The organism is Microbacterium sp. MEJ108Y (assembly GCF_000834175.1).
Classification (GTDB): domain Bacteria; phylum Actinomycetota; class Actinomycetes; order Actinomycetales; family Microbacteriaceae; genus Microbacterium; species Microbacterium forte.
On record NZ_JXQX01000009.1, the window covers coordinates 121,159 to 137,723 of the forward strand.

The 16,565-nt window shown below is 68.3% G+C and carries 17 protein-coding genes; 8 read left to right on the forward strand and 9 right to left on the reverse strand.

The window, feature by feature from the left end:
* Positions 1–44: 44 nt before the first annotated feature.
* Complete coding sequence (locus tag RU09_RS04950; protein ID WP_042538136.1) at positions 45–317, reverse strand: hypothetical protein; 273 nt, start codon at positions 315–317, stop codon at positions 45–47.
* A 200-nt stretch (positions 318–517) separates the two neighbouring features.
* Positions 518–1,216, reverse strand: a complete 699-nt coding sequence (locus tag RU09_RS04955) for a GTP pyrophosphokinase (protein WP_042538139.1) — start codon at positions 1,214–1,216, stop codon at positions 518–520.
* Positions 1,217–1,314: 98 nt separating this feature from the next.
* On the opposite strand from RU09_RS04955, the gene RU09_RS04960 reads away from it, so the two are divergent.
* Together RU09_RS04960 and RU09_RS04965 are read left to right on the forward strand one after the other, a co-directional pair.
* Entirely contained in the window at positions 1,315–1,674 is a 360-nt protein-coding gene (locus RU09_RS04960) for a nuclear transport factor 2 family protein (RefSeq protein ID WP_042538141.1), read from the forward strand.
* Positions 1,675–1,767: 93 nt separating this feature from the next.
* Entirely contained in the window at positions 1,768–3,855 is a 2,088-nt protein-coding gene (locus tag RU09_RS04965; protein WP_042538142.1) for an APC family permease, read from the forward strand.
* Positions 3,856–3,861: 6 nt separating this feature from the next.
* Here RU09_RS04965 and RU09_RS04970 read toward each other — a convergent pair whose 3' ends face one another.
* Positions 3,862–5,268, reverse strand: coding sequence for an aminotransferase-like domain-containing protein (locus RU09_RS04970; RefSeq protein ID WP_042538144.1), 1,407 nt, complete (start codon positions 5,266–5,268; stop codon positions 3,862–3,864).
* On the opposite strand from RU09_RS04970, the gene RU09_RS04975 reads away from it, so the two are divergent.
* The 3 genes from RU09_RS04975 to RU09_RS04985 are packed head-to-tail and all read left to right on the forward strand — an operon-like array spanning position 5,267 to position 7,443.
* Positions 5,267–6,217 (forward strand): DMT family transporter, encoded by a 951-nt coding sequence (locus RU09_RS04975; RefSeq protein ID WP_042538146.1) that lies wholly within the window; start codon positions 5,267–5,269, stop codon positions 6,215–6,217. The two genes, RU09_RS04970 and RU09_RS04975, sit on opposite strands and share 2 nt — an antisense overlap.
* Positions 6,217–6,828 carry an FMN-binding negative transcriptional regulator gene (locus RU09_RS04980; RefSeq protein ID WP_042538148.1) on the forward strand — a complete coding sequence of 204 codons (612 nt, stop codon included), beginning with the start codon at positions 6,217–6,219 and terminating at the stop codon, positions 6,826–6,828. The genes RU09_RS04975 and RU09_RS04980 overlap by 1 nt, the downstream gene beginning before the upstream one ends.
* Positions 6,829–6,837: 9 nt before the next feature.
* Positions 6,838–7,443 (forward strand): GNAT family N-acetyltransferase, encoded by a 606-nt coding sequence (locus RU09_RS04985; protein ID WP_042538150.1) that lies wholly within the window; start codon positions 6,838–6,840, stop codon positions 7,441–7,443.
* On the opposite strand, the gene RU09_RS04990 is transcribed toward RU09_RS04985, so the two are convergent.
* The 6 genes from RU09_RS04990 to RU09_RS05015 form a co-directional block, all read right to left on the reverse strand.
* A complete protein-coding gene (locus tag RU09_RS04990) occupies positions 7,430–8,131 on the reverse strand; it encodes a GntR family transcriptional regulator (RefSeq protein ID WP_042538152.1) in 702 nt (233 codons plus the stop codon). The genes RU09_RS04985 and RU09_RS04990 overlap by 14 nt on opposite strands.
* Position 8,132: 1 nt before the next feature.
* Complete coding sequence (locus RU09_RS18025) at positions 8,133–8,867, reverse strand: GntR family transcriptional regulator (RefSeq protein WP_156145869.1); 735 nt, start codon at positions 8,865–8,867, stop codon at positions 8,133–8,135.
* Between the two features lie 212 nt (positions 8,868–9,079).
* A complete protein-coding gene (locus RU09_RS05000) occupies positions 9,080–10,258 on the reverse strand; it encodes an SLC13 family permease (RefSeq protein ID WP_197065965.1) in 1,179 nt (392 codons plus the stop codon).
* Positions 10,259–10,329: 71 nt separating this feature from the next.
* Positions 10,330–10,683 carry a YciI family protein gene (locus tag RU09_RS05005; protein WP_052492860.1) on the reverse strand — a complete coding sequence of 118 codons (354 nt, stop codon included), beginning with the start codon at positions 10,681–10,683 and terminating at the stop codon, positions 10,330–10,332.
* On the reverse strand, positions 10,680–11,978 hold the full coding sequence (locus tag RU09_RS05010) for an RNA polymerase sigma factor (RefSeq protein ID WP_042538332.1): 1,299 nt from the start codon (positions 11,976–11,978) through the stop codon (positions 10,680–10,682). Before RU09_RS05010 ends, RU09_RS05005 begins: the two co-directional genes overlap by 4 nt.
* A gap of 107 nt (positions 11,979–12,085) precedes the next feature.
* Positions 12,086–12,271, reverse strand: a complete 186-nt coding sequence (locus tag RU09_RS05015) for a hypothetical protein (RefSeq protein WP_042538153.1) — start codon at positions 12,269–12,271, stop codon at positions 12,086–12,088.
* 289 nt (positions 12,272–12,560) lie between these two features.
* Here RU09_RS05015 and RU09_RS05020 point away from each other — a divergent pair, with 289 nt between their 5' ends.
* The 3 genes from RU09_RS05020 to kdpB are packed head-to-tail and all read left to right on the forward strand — an operon-like array spanning position 12,561 to position 16,499.
* Positions 12,561–12,650: a potassium-transporting ATPase subunit F gene (locus RU09_RS05020; RefSeq protein WP_042538155.1), complete on the forward strand. Its 90-nt coding sequence runs from the start codon at positions 12,561–12,563 to the stop codon at positions 12,648–12,650.
* A gap of 17 nt (positions 12,651–12,667) precedes the next feature.
* Positions 12,668–14,347, forward strand: coding sequence for a potassium-transporting ATPase subunit KdpA (kdpA, locus tag RU09_RS05025; protein WP_042538334.1), 1,680 nt, complete (start codon positions 12,668–12,670; stop codon positions 14,345–14,347).
* 1 nt (position 14,348) lies between these two features.
* Positions 14,349–16,499 (forward strand): potassium-transporting ATPase subunit KdpB, encoded by a 2,151-nt coding sequence (kdpB, locus tag RU09_RS05030; RefSeq protein ID WP_042538157.1) that lies wholly within the window; start codon positions 14,349–14,351, stop codon positions 16,497–16,499.
* The last annotated feature ends 66 nt before the right edge of the window (positions 16,500–16,565 follow it).

The window sequence follows — 16,565 nt, forward strand, 5'->3', positions numbered from 1 at the left end:
GTTCGGAGCGGAGACGCGAACGGATGGGCGCGCGGGAGCTGTCGCTAGAGGCGGCGCGCGGTGATGGTGTCGCGGTCCTGCAGCTGACGCAGGGTGCGCAGGCATCGGGAGCACAGGATCTCGACACGACGAGGGTGGTTCTCGCCGCAGACGCAGTCGACGGTCACGCGCCATTTGGCCTTGCGGCCGCAGGCGGCGTACGCCTCGTCGTCACCGTGGTCGCACTCGCAGAGCTGGCGTCCGCGATCGTCGAGACCGGGGAGCTCCGCAAGGGTTCGCTCGACGTCGGAGACCGGGGGCTGCTGCGTTTTCACCACCTGCCGATGTTCCCAGGGGTGCGCGGCTGCGCGCAACACGGTCGCGCGGGCGGCACACCGCGGTCCTCGCGTGCGCCGCCGTGCACGATTCAGCACGAAAGCCGCGAGAACGGCCAGGACACCCCCAGAACCGGCCCATTCGATGCGCTCATGCTGAATTGTGAACGAACCGCTTGCGCACCCATCGCGCGGGCGGCGGGTCAGACCTGCACGACGTGCGGCGGGGGCGGCGGGGCGAGCTGGCGCTGCGGCACCCCGTGTGCCTCGCGGTGCAGGCGCTCCATGCGGCTGTCGAGCTCGGCTGCGGCCTCGGCCGCGTCGGTCAGGCTCTCGACGAGGTGCGAGGGCACCTGATTCGAGAACTTGTAATAGATCTTGTGCTCGAGGCTGGCCCAGAAGTCCATCGCGATCGTGCGGAATTGCACCTCGACCGGCACTGACAGAGCTCCGGTCGACAGGAACACCGGCACCTCGATGATCGCGTGCAGGCTCTTGTACCCGTTGTCCTTGGGGTTCGCGATGTAGTCCTTGACCGTGACGACGGTCACGTCGTCCTGAGCAGTCAGCAGATCGAACAGGCGATACACGTCGGCGACGAAACTGCAGGTCACACGCACGCCCGCGATGTCGGTGATCTCCGAGCGGATGCGCGCGAAGTCCGGCTCGGCGATGCCCTTGCGCGCGATCTTCTCGACGATGCTGTCGGGAGTCTTCAACCGGCTCTTCACGTGCTCGATCGGGTTGTAGGCGTGATGGTGGGTGAACTCGTCGCGCAGGATCCCGATCTTCGTCTCGACCTCCCGCATGCCGAACTCGTACTCGCGCAGAAAGCGCTGGAACTCGTCGCGGAGCTCCCGAGTCTGCTGGATCGCGTCGTCGGTGACCTGAAGAGACGTCATGCCTTCGACGTTATCCGTCCGTGATCGGAAGTGGCTGTGCATCTTCGATGGAGTCGAGAACCTTGACGATGTCGGAGGCCGGGTCTAGAACGGAGGACATGACCAGCGCAGGAGAGAAGTGGACCGAGGCGTACGTCGAAGCCTGGAAGTCGAACGATCCCCAGCAGATCTCCGCGCTCTTCAGTGAAGACTCGATCTACCTCACCAGCCCCGACGCCGAGCCGCGCGTCGGCCGGGCGGACATCGTCGCCGGCTGGCTCGACGACCTCGACGAACCGGGGACGTGGTCGTTCGACTGGTGGATCGTGCGCGAAGACGACGAGTTCGTCGTGGTCGAGGGGCGCACGAAGTATCCGGCGGAGCGCGACTACGTGAACCTCTGGATCGTCCGGCTGGATGCGGAGGGGCGGGCGACCGCCTTCACCGAGTGGTACATGCCTCGCCCTCATCAGGAGTGACCGCGACAGTGGCCCGTGAGGATTCCGTTAGGGACGCTCGAGCACCCGTAGGGATTCCGTGAGGAACGCGTGAGGAAGGCGTTTGCGGGCGTAATGTCGCCCGACGTGTCAGAAGAAACCCGCGGCAACACCGATGCTCCTCCTCGCGTGAAGCGCATCCTGATCGGCGACCCGCTGACGAGTGCGCAGGTCGATGATCAGCTGCTCCCCAAGAAGATGGCGTTGCCGATCTTCGCATCGGATGCGCTGAGCTCGGTCGCCTATGCGCCGCAGGAGCTGGTGATGATCCTGCTCATCGGCGGGCTCACCTTCCTGTCGTTCACGCCGATCGTCGCGGTGGCCGTGGTGGTGCTGCTGATCGTCGTGGTGCTCAGCTACCGGCAGCTCATCAAGGCCTACCCATCGGGTGGCGGCGACTACGAGGTCGCCTCGAAGAACCTCGGCGAGATCCCCGGCGTCATCGTGGCGGCGGCCCTGCTGGTCGACTACGTGCTGACGGTCGCCGTGTCGGTCGCTTCCGGTGTCGACAACATCATCTCGGCCGTGCCCGGGCTCGATCCCCTGCGGGTCGAGCTCGCGGTCGGATTCGTGATCCTCATCATCATCGTGAACCTGCGCGGGGTGCGCGAGGCGTCGCTCGTCTTCGCCATCCCCACCTACGTGTTCATCGGCTCGGTGGGCTTCATGATCGTGACGGGACTCATCCGCACGTTCCTCGGCGATGCACCGGTGGCGTCGAGCGCCGAGTTCGCCGTGCACTCCGAAGACCTCGGGCAGGCTGCGGTCATCCTCCTGATCCTGCGCGCGTTCTCGAGCGGATGCTCGGCCCTCACCGGCGTCGAGGCGGTGTCGAACGGCGTGCCCGCCTTCCGCACGCCCAAGGTGCGCAACGCGCAGACCACGCTCGTGCTGATGGGTTCGATCGCGGCCTGCCTCTTCGCCGGTCTCACCGCACTCGCGCTGATCACCGGGGTGCACTACGCCGAGAACCCGTGCGACCTGATCGGCTTCGACTGCTCGAACCCGCAGCCGAGCCTGATGGCGCAGATCGCCTCGGCGACGTTCGGCGGCGGCAGCATCCTGTTCTTCATCATTCAGGCCGCGACCGCGTGCGTGCTGCTGCTGGCGGCCAACACCGCCTTCAACGGCTTCCCGCTGCTCGGCTCGGTGCTCGCCCGCGATGGATACGCGCCCAAGGCGCTGAACACCCGCGGTGACCGCCTGGTGTTCTCGAACGGCATGATCGTGCTCGGCATCGCCGCGATCGCGGTGCTGGTGGTGTTCCAGGCGAAGCTCACCACGCTGATCCAGCTCTACATCATCGGCGTCTTCGTGTCGTTCTCGCTCGGGCAGATCGGCATGGTGCGTCACTGGAGGCGCATCCTGCGCGGGCCGGCCGAGAAGACGCCAGGATCGGGGATCGACGGCGCCTCGGCATCCGATCGCCGCTCGGCGAGGATCGGCCTGGTCATCAACTCGGTGGGTGCCGCGATGACCGTCGCGGTGCTGCTGATCGTGACGATCACGAAGTTCACGCACGGCGCGTACCTGGTGTTCTTCGCGATCCCGGTGTTGGCGTTCCTGATGATGGGCGTGAAGCGGTACTACCGCGACGTCGAGCACGAGATCGCGATCGACGACACGACGAAGTTCGGCGCGACGGGCGACCTGGCGATCGTGCTCGTCAACCGTCTGCAGAAGCCCGTCATCAAGGCCATCGACTATGCGGTCGCCGCGAAGCACGGCAAGACGCTGGCGGTGCACGTCGCCGTGGCATCCGACGATGCCGCGCAGCTGCAGAAGGAATGGGCCGACCACCTCGTGCCGATCCCCCTGGTGATCGTCGAGTCGCCGTTCCGGTCCTTCGCTCAGCCGGTGACCCAGTTCATCACGCAGTACCGCGAGAAGCACGGCTCGTCGGTGGTCACGGTCTACCTGCCGCAGTACATCGTGGGGCACTGGTGGGAGACATTCCTCCACAACCGGCGCTCGCGTCGGCTCGCCAACCAGCTGATGCTCGTGCACGGGGTGTCGATCACGCTCGTGCCGTGGCTGCTCGACTCGTCCGAGCTGATCTATGGACGGCGCTCGCGTCCCCTGCCCGGGCAGGAGCGTGCCGGGCGCCCGGTCGTCGTGAGCGGGCGTCGCGCGCACCGGCCCGAAGGTCCGCCCGAGAGCTGACGCTGCTCAGGATGCGGCGAGCACACCCCCGAGGATTCTTGCCGCCTCCGGGAAACGCGACGGGTCGGCGTGGGCGTAGTTGAGGCGCACATACGACCCGGAGGGCTCGGCCGGGAACCACTCGGACCCGGGAGAGATGATGAGGCCGCGCGCCTCGCATGCGCGAACGATTGCGACGACATCGGTGCCCTCCGGTAGCCGCGCCCAGAGATTGAGGCCGCCGGTCGGCACCGTCTCGACGATCGCCGTCGGCGCGTGCTCGGCGAGGCTCGAGAGCAGCAGATCTCGTCGCGCCCGCAACTGTTCTCTGAATCCACGAAGGTGAGTCCGCCAGGCCGGTTGGGTCACGACGTCGAGCGCTGCGGCCTGCAGCACCCCGCTCACGTACATCGACTCGGCGGCGCGGTCGGCGAGGATGCGTTCGCGAGCCGGGCCGCGGGCGATCAGCGCTGCGATCCGCAGCGACGGTGAGACGCTCTTGGTCAGCGAGCGGAGATAGACGACATGGCCGTCATCGTCCATCGCCGCGATCGGCCGCGGATCGCCCTCGATGGCCAGATCGTGCGCCCAGTCGTCTTCGATGAGGAAGGCCCCGTGTCGACGCACGCTTTCGAGCACGGCGAGGCCCGTCGCCGCCGGCCACCTGGCGCCGGTCGGGTTCGCGAATGTGGGTTGCGCGTAGAACGCGCGAGCCCCGGTCTCGGCGAAGGCTCGCTCGACGGCATCCGGATCCGGACCGTGGGGGCCCGACGGGATCGGCACCAGAACCACCCCTGCCTGCTCAGCAGCGAGCAGCGCACCCCAGTAGGTGGGGGACTCGATCAGCAGCGGCTGGCCGGCGCCGACCACAGCTCGGAAGATCGAGCTCAGCCCGCTCTGACTGCCCGCGATCACGAGAGCATCCCTCGCGGATGCCGGAGCGACGTCTGCCGGTGCGGATGCCGCGAGCTCGGCGGCGAACCATGCCTGGAGTTCGGGCAGCCCGGCGGCGGGTGAACGGGTGAGCGCCGAGGAGGTGCGCGCCGCGCGGGTGATCGCCTGGCGGACGAGCCGTTCGGGAAGCAGCTCGACGGCGGGGTACCCCGAGTGCATGCCGATCGCATCGGGGGCGACGGTGCGCTGCGTCGAGGTGAGACCGGCGAGTCGGGCGGGAGGCGCCCCGAGGGCGGATGTCTGCCATCCGTAGTCCGCAGCGCGGGGCGGTCGCTGCGCCCGCACGAACGTGCCTGCTCCGGGCCTCGACTCGACAAGCCCCAGTCGCGCCAGGTGTGCCATGGCCTTCTGCACCGTCACGGGGCTCGCACCGTACTCCGCGACGAGGGCGCGATTCGACGGCACGCGGGCGCCCGGCGGAGCCGACGCGATCCACCGGCGGAGGCCGGCCACGATTCGGTCACTGCTATCCTGACTCATGAAACAAAAGAGTAGCGTTATCGTCCGCCCACGTGCGCCGCTATCCTCGAGTCCCGGACTCTGGTGGGGACTCCTCGGCGTCACCGCCTTCTCGTTCACTCTCCCGTTCACCCGCATCGCGGTCGGCGGCCTCTCGCCGCTGTTCATCGGATCCGGCCGCGCGGTGGTCGCCGCAGCACTCGCCGCCCTGGCGCTGGCGGTGACACGTCAGCATCCACCCACCAGGGCGCAGTGGTGGCGCCTCGCGATCGTCGCCGGCGGCGTGGTCGCGGGGTTCCCCCTGCTGACGTCGTTCGCCATGACCGCTGCGCCGGCGAGCCACGGCGCCGTGGTGATCGGCCTGCTGCCCGCAGCGACAGCCGCGATGGTGGTGCTGCGCACCCGCGAGCGCCCCGGACGAGCGTTCTGGTGGTTCGCTGCTGTGGGTGCCGCCGCGGCGGTCGTCTTCGCCTCACTGCAGAACGGTGGCCTGGGCGAACTCCATTGGGCCGATCTGCTGTTGTTCGGCGCGGTGCTCGCGGCGGCCATCGGCTACGCCGAGGGCGGGTTGCTCGCGCGGGAGCTCGGATCGTGGCAGACCGTGTCCTGGGCGCTCGTGCTCGCGGCGCCGCTGATGCTCGCGCTCACGCTGGGATCGGCGCTCACCCACCCGCCATCCGCCTCGCCGGTGCAGTGGCTCGCCTTCGCGTACCTCGCCGTGGTCAGCATGTTCCTCGGATTCTTCGCCTGGTACCGCGGGCTCGCGATCGGGCCCATGGCCCAGGTCAGCCAGATCCAGCTGGTCCAGCCCGTGATGAGCATCGCCTGGGCCGCGCTGCTTCTTCACGAGCAGATCGGCTGGCCCACCGCACTGGGTGGCATAGCCGTCATCCTTTCCGCCGCGCTCGCCGTGCGCACCCGACTGATCCATCCCCGACCCACCACTCACCCCCTGAACGAGGAGTTCTGATGCGCCACACACCCCGCTACCTGATGACCGACCCACTCGAGGTGAAGCGCCTCATCCGCGGCAACCCGTGGGCCACGTTCGTGTCGCCCGCGAGCACCGGACTGGTCGCCTCGCACTATCCCGCCCTGCTGATCGAAGACGAGTACGAGATCGTGATCGCGAGTCACTTCGGCCGACCCGACGAGCAGCTTCACGAGCTGGGAGACCACGAGATCCTCGTGATCATCCAGGGTCCTCACGACTACGTGTCGCCGAGTCTCTACACGCCGGGCGACCTGGTGCCGACCTGGAACCACGTCACCGCCCACCTCTACGGCACACCCGAGATCCTCAGCGAGGAGGAGAACTACGCCATGCTCGCGCAGCTCACCGACCACTTCGAGAAGGGCACGCCGCACGGGCGCAGCCTGTCGGAGGATGAGGCCGGCACACGTCGCGCGGCGAAGGGCACCGTGGGCCTGAGAATGCGTGTCGACCGCTTCGATGCGCGCGCCAAGCTGAGCCAGAACAAGTCTCCCGAGGTGCGACACAACATCACGGGGCATTACGAGCGGACGAACGCGGCGCTCGCGGCCGAGATGCGGCGCGTCGCGGATCAGACGTCTCAATAGGCTGGGGCGATGACAGATTCGCCGCGCACCGACGTCTGGCCCGTCCGCACCGATCGCCTGCAGATCCGACCGATGAGCGCCCCCGATGTCGACGGGATGTGGCAGTGGCGGCGGCTGCCCGACGTGAACCGCTGGCTCGGGCTGGCGCCTGGAACGATCGAGGCGTTCCGCGAGCGATACCTCGACCCTGAGCGGCTCGCCTCGATGCACATCGTCGAGCTGCTGCCCGCAGACGACGACCTGGCGCCCGTGCCGATCGGCGACATCATGATCAGGATCGGCGACGGGTGGGCGCAGCTCGAGGTCGCGGATCAGGCGAAGGGCGTCGAGGCCGAGCTCGGATGGGTGCTCGACCCGGACCACACAGGGCGCGGCTACGCGACCGAGGCGATCCGCGCGGTGATCGACGTCTGCTTCGGTCCGCTGGGGCTGCGCCGCGTGCACGCCGGCTGCTTCGCCGACAATGAGCCGTCATGGCGCCTCATGGAGCGACTCGGCATGCGTCGAGAGGAGTTCAGTCGCAAGACCGCTCTGCACCGGTCGGGCGAGTGGCTCGACGGACTGAACTACGGCATCCTCGCCGAGGAGTGGACGCCGACGGTCAGAGGTCTGTGACCCCGTCGACCACGAAGGTGTAGAGGTCTCTGACCAGGTCGGTCGCCTCGAGCCGGTCGCGATCGCGCGCGGCGGCGACCAGAACGTCGACGACCGATCGCAGCATCGCGGGGTTGCGAGGTCGGCTGAGCGAGCGGATGCCGAGCACCAGCGCAGGTCTCTTCGACGCGTGCAGGGCGCTCAGGTATCGGTTGCGCGAGAACACCGCGAGCAGGTCGAGCAGCTCCCACAGCCCCTCTGCTCCGACGACCTGGTCGTTGTCGTCGGTCTCCCAGAGTTCTCTGACGGTCGCCGCCCTCGCGGCGAACTCAGTGACCTGCGCCTCGGTCGCGTGCGCGATGCCCAGGTCGGCCGCCGCGATCGACAGCCCCGAGCACTCGGCGGCGACGGCGACGAACCACGCGGGGGTCGGTGTCACGACGACGGACGCCCTGTTGAGCCGGTGGTCGATCAGGTGCATCGCCTCGAGCGCGCCGAGGGCCGATCGCACGGTGCCGGCGGCGACGTTGAGGCGCTGCACGAGGGCCGTGACCGACAGGGGGTCGCCGGGGGCCAGCTCGCCCGACTCGATCGATTGCGCGAGCGAGTCGACGACGGCATCCGCTCTCGAGGTGAAGAGAGGCAGTGGCTGCTCGACCCCTCCCAGCAGTCGCGTGGAGTTCAGCTTGTCGATCCGCCGGTCGGGCATGTCATTCCCCGGGTGATCGGCCGATGCGTGTCGGATCGCCGGAGGCAGATACGGCGGCGAGCGCAGCCGCCGCTCGGAGCGGCTCGATCGTCGATCTCAGGAACAGAGGTTCGATGACCTCGCGCACCCCGACGCCATCCCGTCGCTCGAGCAGCGCGCGCAGCTGTTCGAGACCCGTGCGCATGAAGTCGACGAGCTCGGCGGCGACCGGTTGCGCTGGCACTGTTCTGGTCAGGTGCAGGGCGAGCTGCCCGTCGAGGATGTCGATCATCGTCTGGTTGTGGGCGCTCAGCACGATCTCACCCCACAGCGCGTACCAGAGGCTGAGCCCCTCACGGCTGGAGGCTTCTGCCAGGCCGGCGGCGAGCAGACCGTCGATGCGCCCCTGCAGCGACGCGACCTGTTCGTCGGTGTAGGTCGGCACGGCTTTGACCGCGCAGTATCCGATCATCGCGACGGCGGTCTCGACCCGGTCGGCCTGGGCGTCGAGATCGACCGGGGCGACGCGAGTGAACCGGTTGGTGCTGACTTCGATGAGCCCGAGGTCGGCGAGGCGGTTCAGGGCCTCGCGGATGGGCGTGCGGGAGACGCCGTATTCGGCCTGCAGATCCTGGTCGCGGATCTCTTCGAGGGGCTGCATGCGCCCAGAGATGATCTCTTCGGCGAGCGTGGCGAAGACCTGGTCGCGGATCAGCTGCCGCGGCCGAATCGGCAGAGATGCGCTGATGTCGCCCACGGGCACACTTTATGCCGGTGTGATGCCCGCGCACCATACATCAGGCACTGAAGTTTCACCGGATCCGGCGAGATGTGCGTAGCGTGGAGGCGTAGGGCAGCGACCCTCACCCGGCACACACTCCCCATGTCGTGCTGCGGACCTCCCCCAGATCCCGTGACCTGCGTCGCTGCCCTTTTCCCTACCCCGGGCCAGCGCCGGGATGAACGGTCTCAGCCTGCGACGAACGCGAGCACGAGAGTGGCGACCAGCACCGTCGGCACGGCGACGATCGCACCCCAGAGCATCAGGCTGCCCCAGCGGATCTCGACGCCCAGCGACACCACTCTGTGGTGCCAGAGCAGCGTGGCGAGCGACGCCCACGGTGTGATCAGCGGTCCGAGATTCACCCCGATCAGCAGTGCCATGAGCGCGACCGGGTCGCCGGCGGTGGGTTCGAGGATCAGGTAGGCGGGCAGGTTGTTGACCCCGTTCGCGGCGAGCGCTCCCGCTGCCGAGAGACGCAGCAGCTCTGCGGGCGCGTGTCCACTGGTCGCGAGGACCGACAGGACGTCGAGGATGCCGTTCGCGTGCGCGGTCTCGACCACGACGAACAGGGCCGCCGCCAGGCCGATCGCCTGCCATGGCACGAGCGAGAGTCGCAGCACATGACGACGCCGGATGCCGAACACGACGATGAGCACGAGCGCGGCGACCGTCGCGGGGATCCAGACGTCATGGGTCACTGCGAGCAGGGGCATCAGGAGCAGCAGGATGCCGGAGGCCGCCCAGAAGAGCACCCGGTCGGAAGGGTCACCGCCTGTCGGAGCGCGATACCCGCCGAAGAGCGTGCGTCGGTGTCGCAGTGTGAGGATCACGACGGGCACGAGCACCCCGACGAGCGTCGGCGCCCAGCTCAGCGCGAGGAACGCGAGCGGGTCGTCACCGATTGACCGTGCCGCGAGCAGGTTCGTGAGGTTCGAGACGGGCAGTGCGAGAGATGCAGTGTTCGCCAGCCACACCGTGACGAGGGCGAACGGCAGCGGAGGGATGCCGACGCTCTGCGCGAGCACGACCACGACCGGCGTCACGATGACCGCCGTGGTGTCGAGCGACAGGAACACCGTGCTGATGACGGCGAGCACCACGACAGACAACCAGAGCAGGATGACGCGCCCGTGCCCCCACCGAGCCAGACGCTGAGCGACGACGTCGAACACCGCGGCATCCCGGGCCAGCTCGGCGACGATCGTGATCGCGATGACGAATCCGAGCACGGGTGCGATGCGGGCACCGAGCGCCCCGGCATCCGAGGGTGGGAGGACGCCCGTGACGATGCAGACGAGTGCCACGGCGATGAGCGCCAGGACGATGATCGTCCCTGCTCCCAGCCGCCGTCGCGTCGCACTCACTCGCTGAGTGTAGATCCGGTGAGGGTGTGATCCGGTGAGTGTCCGTCTCGCGGCCTGTCAGCCGGGTGTGGTCAGGCGTCCCAGGGGAGCTTCACCACCGGCAGGATGTAGACCCGCCCCATGACGGCGGTCGGATGCTTCGCCATGAAGCTCGCGGCCTCGTCGATCGACTCGGCGGTCACGATGTCGTAGCCCGCGAACCACTCCTTGAACTCGGGGAACGGACCGTCGGTGACGAGCACCTTGCCGTCTCGCACAGCCACGGACTTCGCCTCCTCAGGGCCTGCTACGGGTGCACCGTCGCCCAGCCGGCCGGCCGCGTCGCCTTCCTCCGCCCAGTCTTCGAGCAGGCGCTGATCCTCTCCCTGCGGCATCGTGCCGCCAGTCGGGTCGGTCATGTGGATCACGAGGTACTTGTTGCTCATCTGCTCTCTCCGTTCGACGTGGTCCCGGAGGGTCCGGGCACGAGTGGCACCGCGATCTCATCGCGGCGCCGGGTCAGGTGGGCGATCTCGGCGTCGTTGCTCGCCAACGAGATCGCTCGGTCGTAGGCGTCCATGGCATCTGCAGGTCTGCCCGCCGCGCGCAGCAGCTCGGCCCGAGTCACGTGCAAGCCATGGAAGTCCGCCAGTGCATCGCGCAGCGACTCGACGATGACCAGCGCCTGCTGTGGTGAGTCCCGTTCGGCGATCGCCACGGCCTTGCCCAGGGTGACGACCGGACTCGGGTCGACGCGCTCCAGCTGCTCGTAGAGCTCGACGATGCGTTGCCAGTCGGTGAGCTCAGCATCCACGGCCGCCGCATGCACCGCATTGATCTGGGCGAGCAGCGTGTAGCGACCGGGAACCGCCCCGCGCAGTCGGTCGAGAAGCGACAGGCCCTCGTCGATCAGCTCACGATTCCACAGCCCGCGGTCCTGCTCATCGAGCCGCACGAGCTCGCCTTTCGCCGTGATCCGGGCCGGAGAGCGCGCCTCGCTGAGCAGCATCAGCGCCAGGATCCCCGCGACCTCTGCGTCGTCGGGCAGCAGCTCTCTCACGAGTCTGGTGAGCCGGATCGCCTCGGTGGTCAGCTCGCTGCGGAGCGCCGGCATCTCGGAGCCGGATGCGAAGTAGCCCTCGTTGAACACGAGATAGAGCACCGCCAGCACCCCGTCGATGCGCACGCGCAGATCTTCAGGCGCGGGCACCTGATAGGGGATCTGCGCGGTCTTGATCTTCGACTTCGCTCGTGTGATGCGCTGCCGCACAGCGGATTCCTGCATCAGGAAGGCTCGCGCGATCTCCTCGACCGTGAGGCCGGCGACCACGCGCAGAGTGAGGGCGACGCGCCCTTCGAGCGACAGCGCCGGATGGCAGCACGTGAAGAGCAGGCGCAGCCGATCGTCGTCGATGGCGCCGGTCGGCTCGGGCGGTTCGGGATCGTGCAGCATCAGTGCCTCCCGCTGCTTCGCGTCGCGGGACGACTCCCGACGCAGCCGATCGATGGCCTTGCGATAGGCGGTGGTGGTGATCCATCCGCCCGGATTCGGTGGCACGCCCTCGGCCGGCCACCGCTCGACTGCAGAGGCGAACGCCTCGGCGGCCATCTCCTCGGCGAGCCCGAGATCACCGCAGCGCCGCGTCAGACCGGCGACGATCCTCGCCCACTCCTCGCGGTACACCTGGGCGACGCGCACGTCGATGTCAGCGCGTCGCGACCGCCCGGCATCCGCAATCATCGCGTCATTCCGTGACGAGACCCCTGGGCGCCGCCCCATCGCGTCATGTGTGCTCTCTCCATCCGGTCGAACCAGCAGGATCTGCAGCGAACCAGCCGTCACCATGATCATTGCCGCTCACGGCGTCGGCGAGAAGGGCCGCCCGTCCAGACGCGGCGAGCGCGAGCCCACAGCGACGGCCGCCTGATCATGCCGGGATGCTCGAGGGCGACGCGGCGCCGCTCGATGGTCTGCTCTGCCTCCTCTGCCTCCAGCCGGTAGAGAACACTCGCCATCATCGGATCGTTGTACACGTCGTCACCGTGCCTCTCATCTGCGAGACCACCCGAAACGGTCGCCTCCTACCTGCACCACGAACGACGACGGCGGGATGCGACATCGAGGCGCGAAAAAGTCCACACGACCTCGGAACGTGAGCAACTCGCATGCATCCCGCACGCCCCCGTAGGCAAAACGTGAGGATCGCCATATGCCGGTCCGCACGGGAGTTGTATCGAGTCTCGTGCTCGACATCATCTACATCGCGCTGACTCTCGCGCTGTTCGCCCTCGTCTCCCTGGTCGCGAAGGGGGTGGAACGACTGTGATCGTCTTCGAGATCATCGCCGCCGCCCTCGCCGTGGCCGCCGTCGTCTACCTCGTGGTGGCTCTCGTCGCCCCGGAGAAGTCCTGATGGGCGCCGGCTCTTCGATGAACGCCGAACTCTGGTTCGGCATCCTCCAGGCCGCCGTCCTGATCGTCGCCCTCGTACTGCTCTACCGCCCCGTCGGGGACTACATGGCGCACGTCTTCAGCACCCCTCGTGATCTGAAGGCCGAGCGGGGCATCTACCGTCTGATCGGCGTCGACCCGGCATCCGAGCAGACGTGGCGTGCCTACGCCCGCAGCGTCCTCGCGTTCTCGGTCGTCGGCCTGCTGCTCGTCTACGGGCTGCAGCGTCTGCAGGGCTTCCTGCCCGAGTCGCTCGGACTCCCGGCCGTGCCCGAGGGGCTGGCGTTCAACACCGCCGCGTCTTTCGTCGCGAACACCAACTGGCAGTCGTACTCGCCCGAGCAGACGATGGGCTACACCGTGCAGCTCGCGGGCCTCACAGTGCAGAACTTCGTCTCGGCCGCCGTCGGCCTGGCCGTCGCCGTCGCACTGATCCGCGGCCTGGCCCGTCGCGGCTCGACCACGATCGGCAACTTCTGGGTCGACCTGATCCGCGGACTCGGACGCATCCTGCTGCCGATCGCGCTGCTCGGCGCGATCGCCCTGATCGCGGGCGGCGTGGTGCAGAACTTCGCTGGCTTCACCGATGTGACCACCGTCTCCGGGGGCACGCAGACCATCCCCGGTGGGCCGGTCGCCTCACAGGAGGCCATCAAGCTGCTCGGCACCAACGGCGGTGGCTTCTTCAACGCCAACTCGGCGCACCCGTTCGAGAATCCGACGGGCTGGACCAACCTGCTGCAGATCCTGCTGATCCTGGTGATCCCGTTCGCACTCCCCCGCACGTTCGGCCGCATGATCGACGACAACCGCCAGGGCTACGCGATCGCGGCCGTCATGGGAACGATCTTCCTGATCTCGACCTTCGCCCTCTCGGCACTCGAGCTCGCCGGCCGCGGCAGCGCTCCCGAACTCGCAGGGGCGGCCATGGAGGGCAAGGAGGCGCGCTTCGGCATCCTCGGATCCACGCTCTTCGGCAGCGCCAGCACCCTGACGTCGACCGGCGCCGTCAACTCGATGCACGACTCGTACACGGCACTCGGCGGCATGATGCCGATGCTCAACATGATGCTCGGCGAGGTCGCCCCCGGCGGCGTCGGATCGGGTCTCTACGGCATGCTCGTGCTCGCGATCATCGCGGTGTTCGTCGGCGGACTGCTCGTCGGCCGCACCCCCGAGTACCTCGGCAAGCGCATCGGCCCGAAGGAGATCAAGCTCGCGAGCCTCTACATCCTCGTGACGCCCACCCTCGTGCTGGTCGGCACGGCCCTGAGCTTCGCGATCCCGGGCATCCGGGCGGACGTCGAGGCGACCAGCATCCTCAACCCCGGCGTGCACGGCATGAGCGAGGTGCTCTACGCGTTCACCTCGGCGTCGAACAACAACGGCTCCGCCTTCGCCGGCCTCACCGCGAACACCCCCTGGTTCAATACCGCACTCGGCATCGCGATGCTGCTCGGCCGCTTCCTGCCGATCGTGCTCGTGCTTGCTCTCGCCGGATCGTTCGCCGCGCAGCAGCGCGTGCCGGAGAACACCGGAACGCTGCCCACGCACCGACCGCAGTTCGTCGGCCTCCTCTCGGCCGTCACGGTCATCATCACGGCACTCACCTACTTCCCCGTGCTCGCATTGGGACCCCTCGCTGAAGGACTCGTCTGACATGACCCTCATCACCACCCCCTCCGAGACGCCGTCGGAACAGCAGGATGCCGCGGCATCCGCCTCGACCGAACCGCCCCGAGCGTTCGGCTGGGCGCAGCTGACCCAGGCCCTGCCGGGCGCGCTGCGCAAGCTCAACCCCGCCTCGCTCGTGCGCAACCCCGTGATGCTGCTCGTCTGGGTCGGCGCCGCGTTCACCACCGTGCTCGCGATCGCCGAGCCCTTCCTCGGAGGCCCCGCCGACTCGGGCGGAACCCCGGTGCCCGCGCCGTTCACCTGGGGCATCGCCATCTGGCTGTGGCTCACCGTGCTGTTCGCCAATGTCGCCGAGTCGGTGGCCGAGGGCCGCGGCAAGGCCCAGGCTGCGAGCCTGCGCAAGACCCGCACCAGCACCATGGCACGCAAGGTCGTCCGGTACGACGCCGGTGCGGATGCCACGGCAGAGCGCTCCGAAACCGTCGACGTCTCGTCGGCCGAGCTCCAGCGCGACGACATCGTGATCGTCGCGGCGGGAGAGCTGATCCCCGGAGACGGCGACATCGTCGCGGGCATCGCGACCGTCGACGAGTCGGCGATCACCGGCGAGAGCGCTCCGGTCATCCGCGAATCCGGCGGAGACCGCAGCGCCGTCACCGGCGGCACACGGGTGCTGTCTGATCGCATCGTCGTGCGCATCACCTCGAAGCCCGGCGAGACGTTCGTCGACCGCATGATCGCCCTGGTCGAGGGCGCGAGCCGTCAGCGCACCCCCAACGAGATAGCGCTGAACATCCTGCTCGCGAGCCTGTCGATCGTGTTCGTCGTCGTGGTGCTGGCGCTCAACCCGATCGCGTCGTACGCGGCCTCGCCCGTCAGCATCCCGGTGCTGATCGCCCTGCTCGTGTGCCTGATCCCCACGACGATCGGCGCCCTGCTCTCGGCCATCGGCATCGCCGGCATGGACCGCCTCGTGCAGCGCAACGTGCTCGCCATGTCGGGCCGCGCGGTCGAGGCCGCGGGAGACGTCACCACCCTGCTGCTCGACAAGACCGGCACCATCACCTACGGCAACCGACAGGCCCACGAGGTGCTGCCGCTCGCGGGGGTCGACCCCGAGGAGCTGCTGCGCGTCGCCGCCCTCGCATCCCTCGCCGACCCCACGCCCGAGGGAGCGTCGATCGTCGCGTTGGCCGCGTCTCACGGCATCCAGGTCGAGGAGCCGGTCGGAGCCGTCGTCGTGCCGTTCACCGCGCAGACCCGCATGTCCGGCCTCGACCTGCCCGACGGCACGCAGATCCGCAAGGGTGCAGGCTCGGCGATCAGCGCCTGGCTCGGACTCGACTCGAATGCCGAGCTCACCACCCTGACCGACGGCGTCGCGTCGAGCGGCGGCACCCCCTTGGTCGTCGCCGTGAAGCCTGCCGAGGGCATCGGCGAAGTGCTCGGCGTCGTGCACCTCAAGGACATCGTGAAAGACGGCCTGCGCGAGCGGTTCGAAGAGCTCCGCAGCATGGGCATCCGCACCGTCATGATCACGGGCGACAACCCGCTGACCGCCGCCGCGATCGCGAAGGAGGCAGGGGTCGACGACTTCCTCGCCGAAGCGACTCCCGAGCAGAAGCTCGAACTGATCAAGCGCGAGCAGGAGGGCGGCCGCCTCGTCGCGATGACAGGCGACGGCACGAACGACGCCCCGGCGCTCGCCCAGGCCGACGTCGGCGTCGCGATGAACACCGGCACGTCGGCAGCGAAGGAGGCCGGCAACATGGTCGACCTCGACTCCGATCCCACGAAGCTCATCGACATCGTGCGAATCGGCAAGCAGCTGCTCATCACCCGCGGAGCCCTCACGACGTTCTCGCTCGCGAACGACATCGCCAAGTACTTCGCCATCATCCCGGCGATGTTCATGGGCGTCTTCCCCGGCCTCGCGGCGCTCAACATCATGCAGCTGCACTCGCCGGCATCCGCCGTGACCAGCGCGATCATCTTCAACGCCATCGTGATCGTGTTCCTGATCCCGCTGGCACTCCGAGGAGTGAAGTATCGCCCGGCGAGCGCCTCGCAGATCCTGCAGCGCAACCTGCTCGTCTACGGCCTCGGCGGCGTGATCGCACCGTTCATCGGCATCAAGCTGATCGACCTCGTGATCACCCTCATCCCCGGCTTCTGAGCGCGACTCACCGCGTTTCGTCTCGGGGCTTCGCTCCTCGCTCAACGACCGGGCGAGGTCACCCGC

What these genes read in the sequence shown, in the direction of transcription:
- RU09_RS04960 (WP_042538141.1), top strand. Translation starts at nt 1,315, where the DNA reads ATGACCAGCGCAGGAGAGAAGTGGACCGAGGCGTACGTCGAAGCCTGG.
- RU09_RS05005 (WP_052492860.1), bottom strand. Translation starts at nt 10,683, where the DNA reads ATGAGCAACAAGTACCTCGTGATCCACATGACCGACCCGACTGGCGGC.
- RU09_RS04990 (WP_042538152.1), bottom strand. Translation starts at nt 8,131, where the DNA reads ATGCCCGACCGGCGGATCGACAAGCTGAACTCCACGCGACTGCTGGGA.
- RU09_RS04980 (WP_042538148.1), top strand. Translation starts at nt 6,217, where the DNA reads ATGCGCCACACACCCCGCTACCTGATGACCGACCCACTCGAGGTGAAG.
- RU09_RS04985 (WP_042538150.1), top strand. Translation starts at nt 6,838, where the DNA reads ATGACAGATTCGCCGCGCACCGACGTCTGGCCCGTCCGCACCGATCGC.
- RU09_RS04970 (WP_042538144.1), bottom strand. Translation starts at nt 5,268, where the DNA reads ATGAGTCAGGATAGCAGTGACCGAATCGTGGCCGGCCTCCGCCGGTGG.
- RU09_RS04955 (WP_042538139.1), bottom strand. Translation starts at nt 1,216, where the DNA reads ATGACGTCTCTTCAGGTCACCGACGACGCGATCCAGCAGACTCGGGAG.
- RU09_RS04975 (WP_042538146.1), top strand. Translation starts at nt 5,267, where the DNA reads ATGAAACAAAAGAGTAGCGTTATCGTCCGCCCACGTGCGCCGCTATCC.
- kdpB (WP_042538157.1), top strand. Translation starts at nt 14,349, where the DNA reads ATGACCCTCATCACCACCCCCTCCGAGACGCCGTCGGAACAGCAGGAT.
- RU09_RS04965 (WP_042538142.1), top strand. Translation starts at nt 1,768, where the DNA reads ATGTCGCCCGACGTGTCAGAAGAAACCCGCGGCAACACCGATGCTCCT.
- RU09_RS05010 (WP_042538332.1), bottom strand. Translation starts at nt 11,978, where the DNA reads ATGATTGCGGATGCCGGGCGGTCGCGACGCGCTGACATCGACGTGCGC.
- kdpA (WP_042538334.1), top strand. Translation starts at nt 12,668, where the DNA reads ATGAACGCCGAACTCTGGTTCGGCATCCTCCAGGCCGCCGTCCTGATC.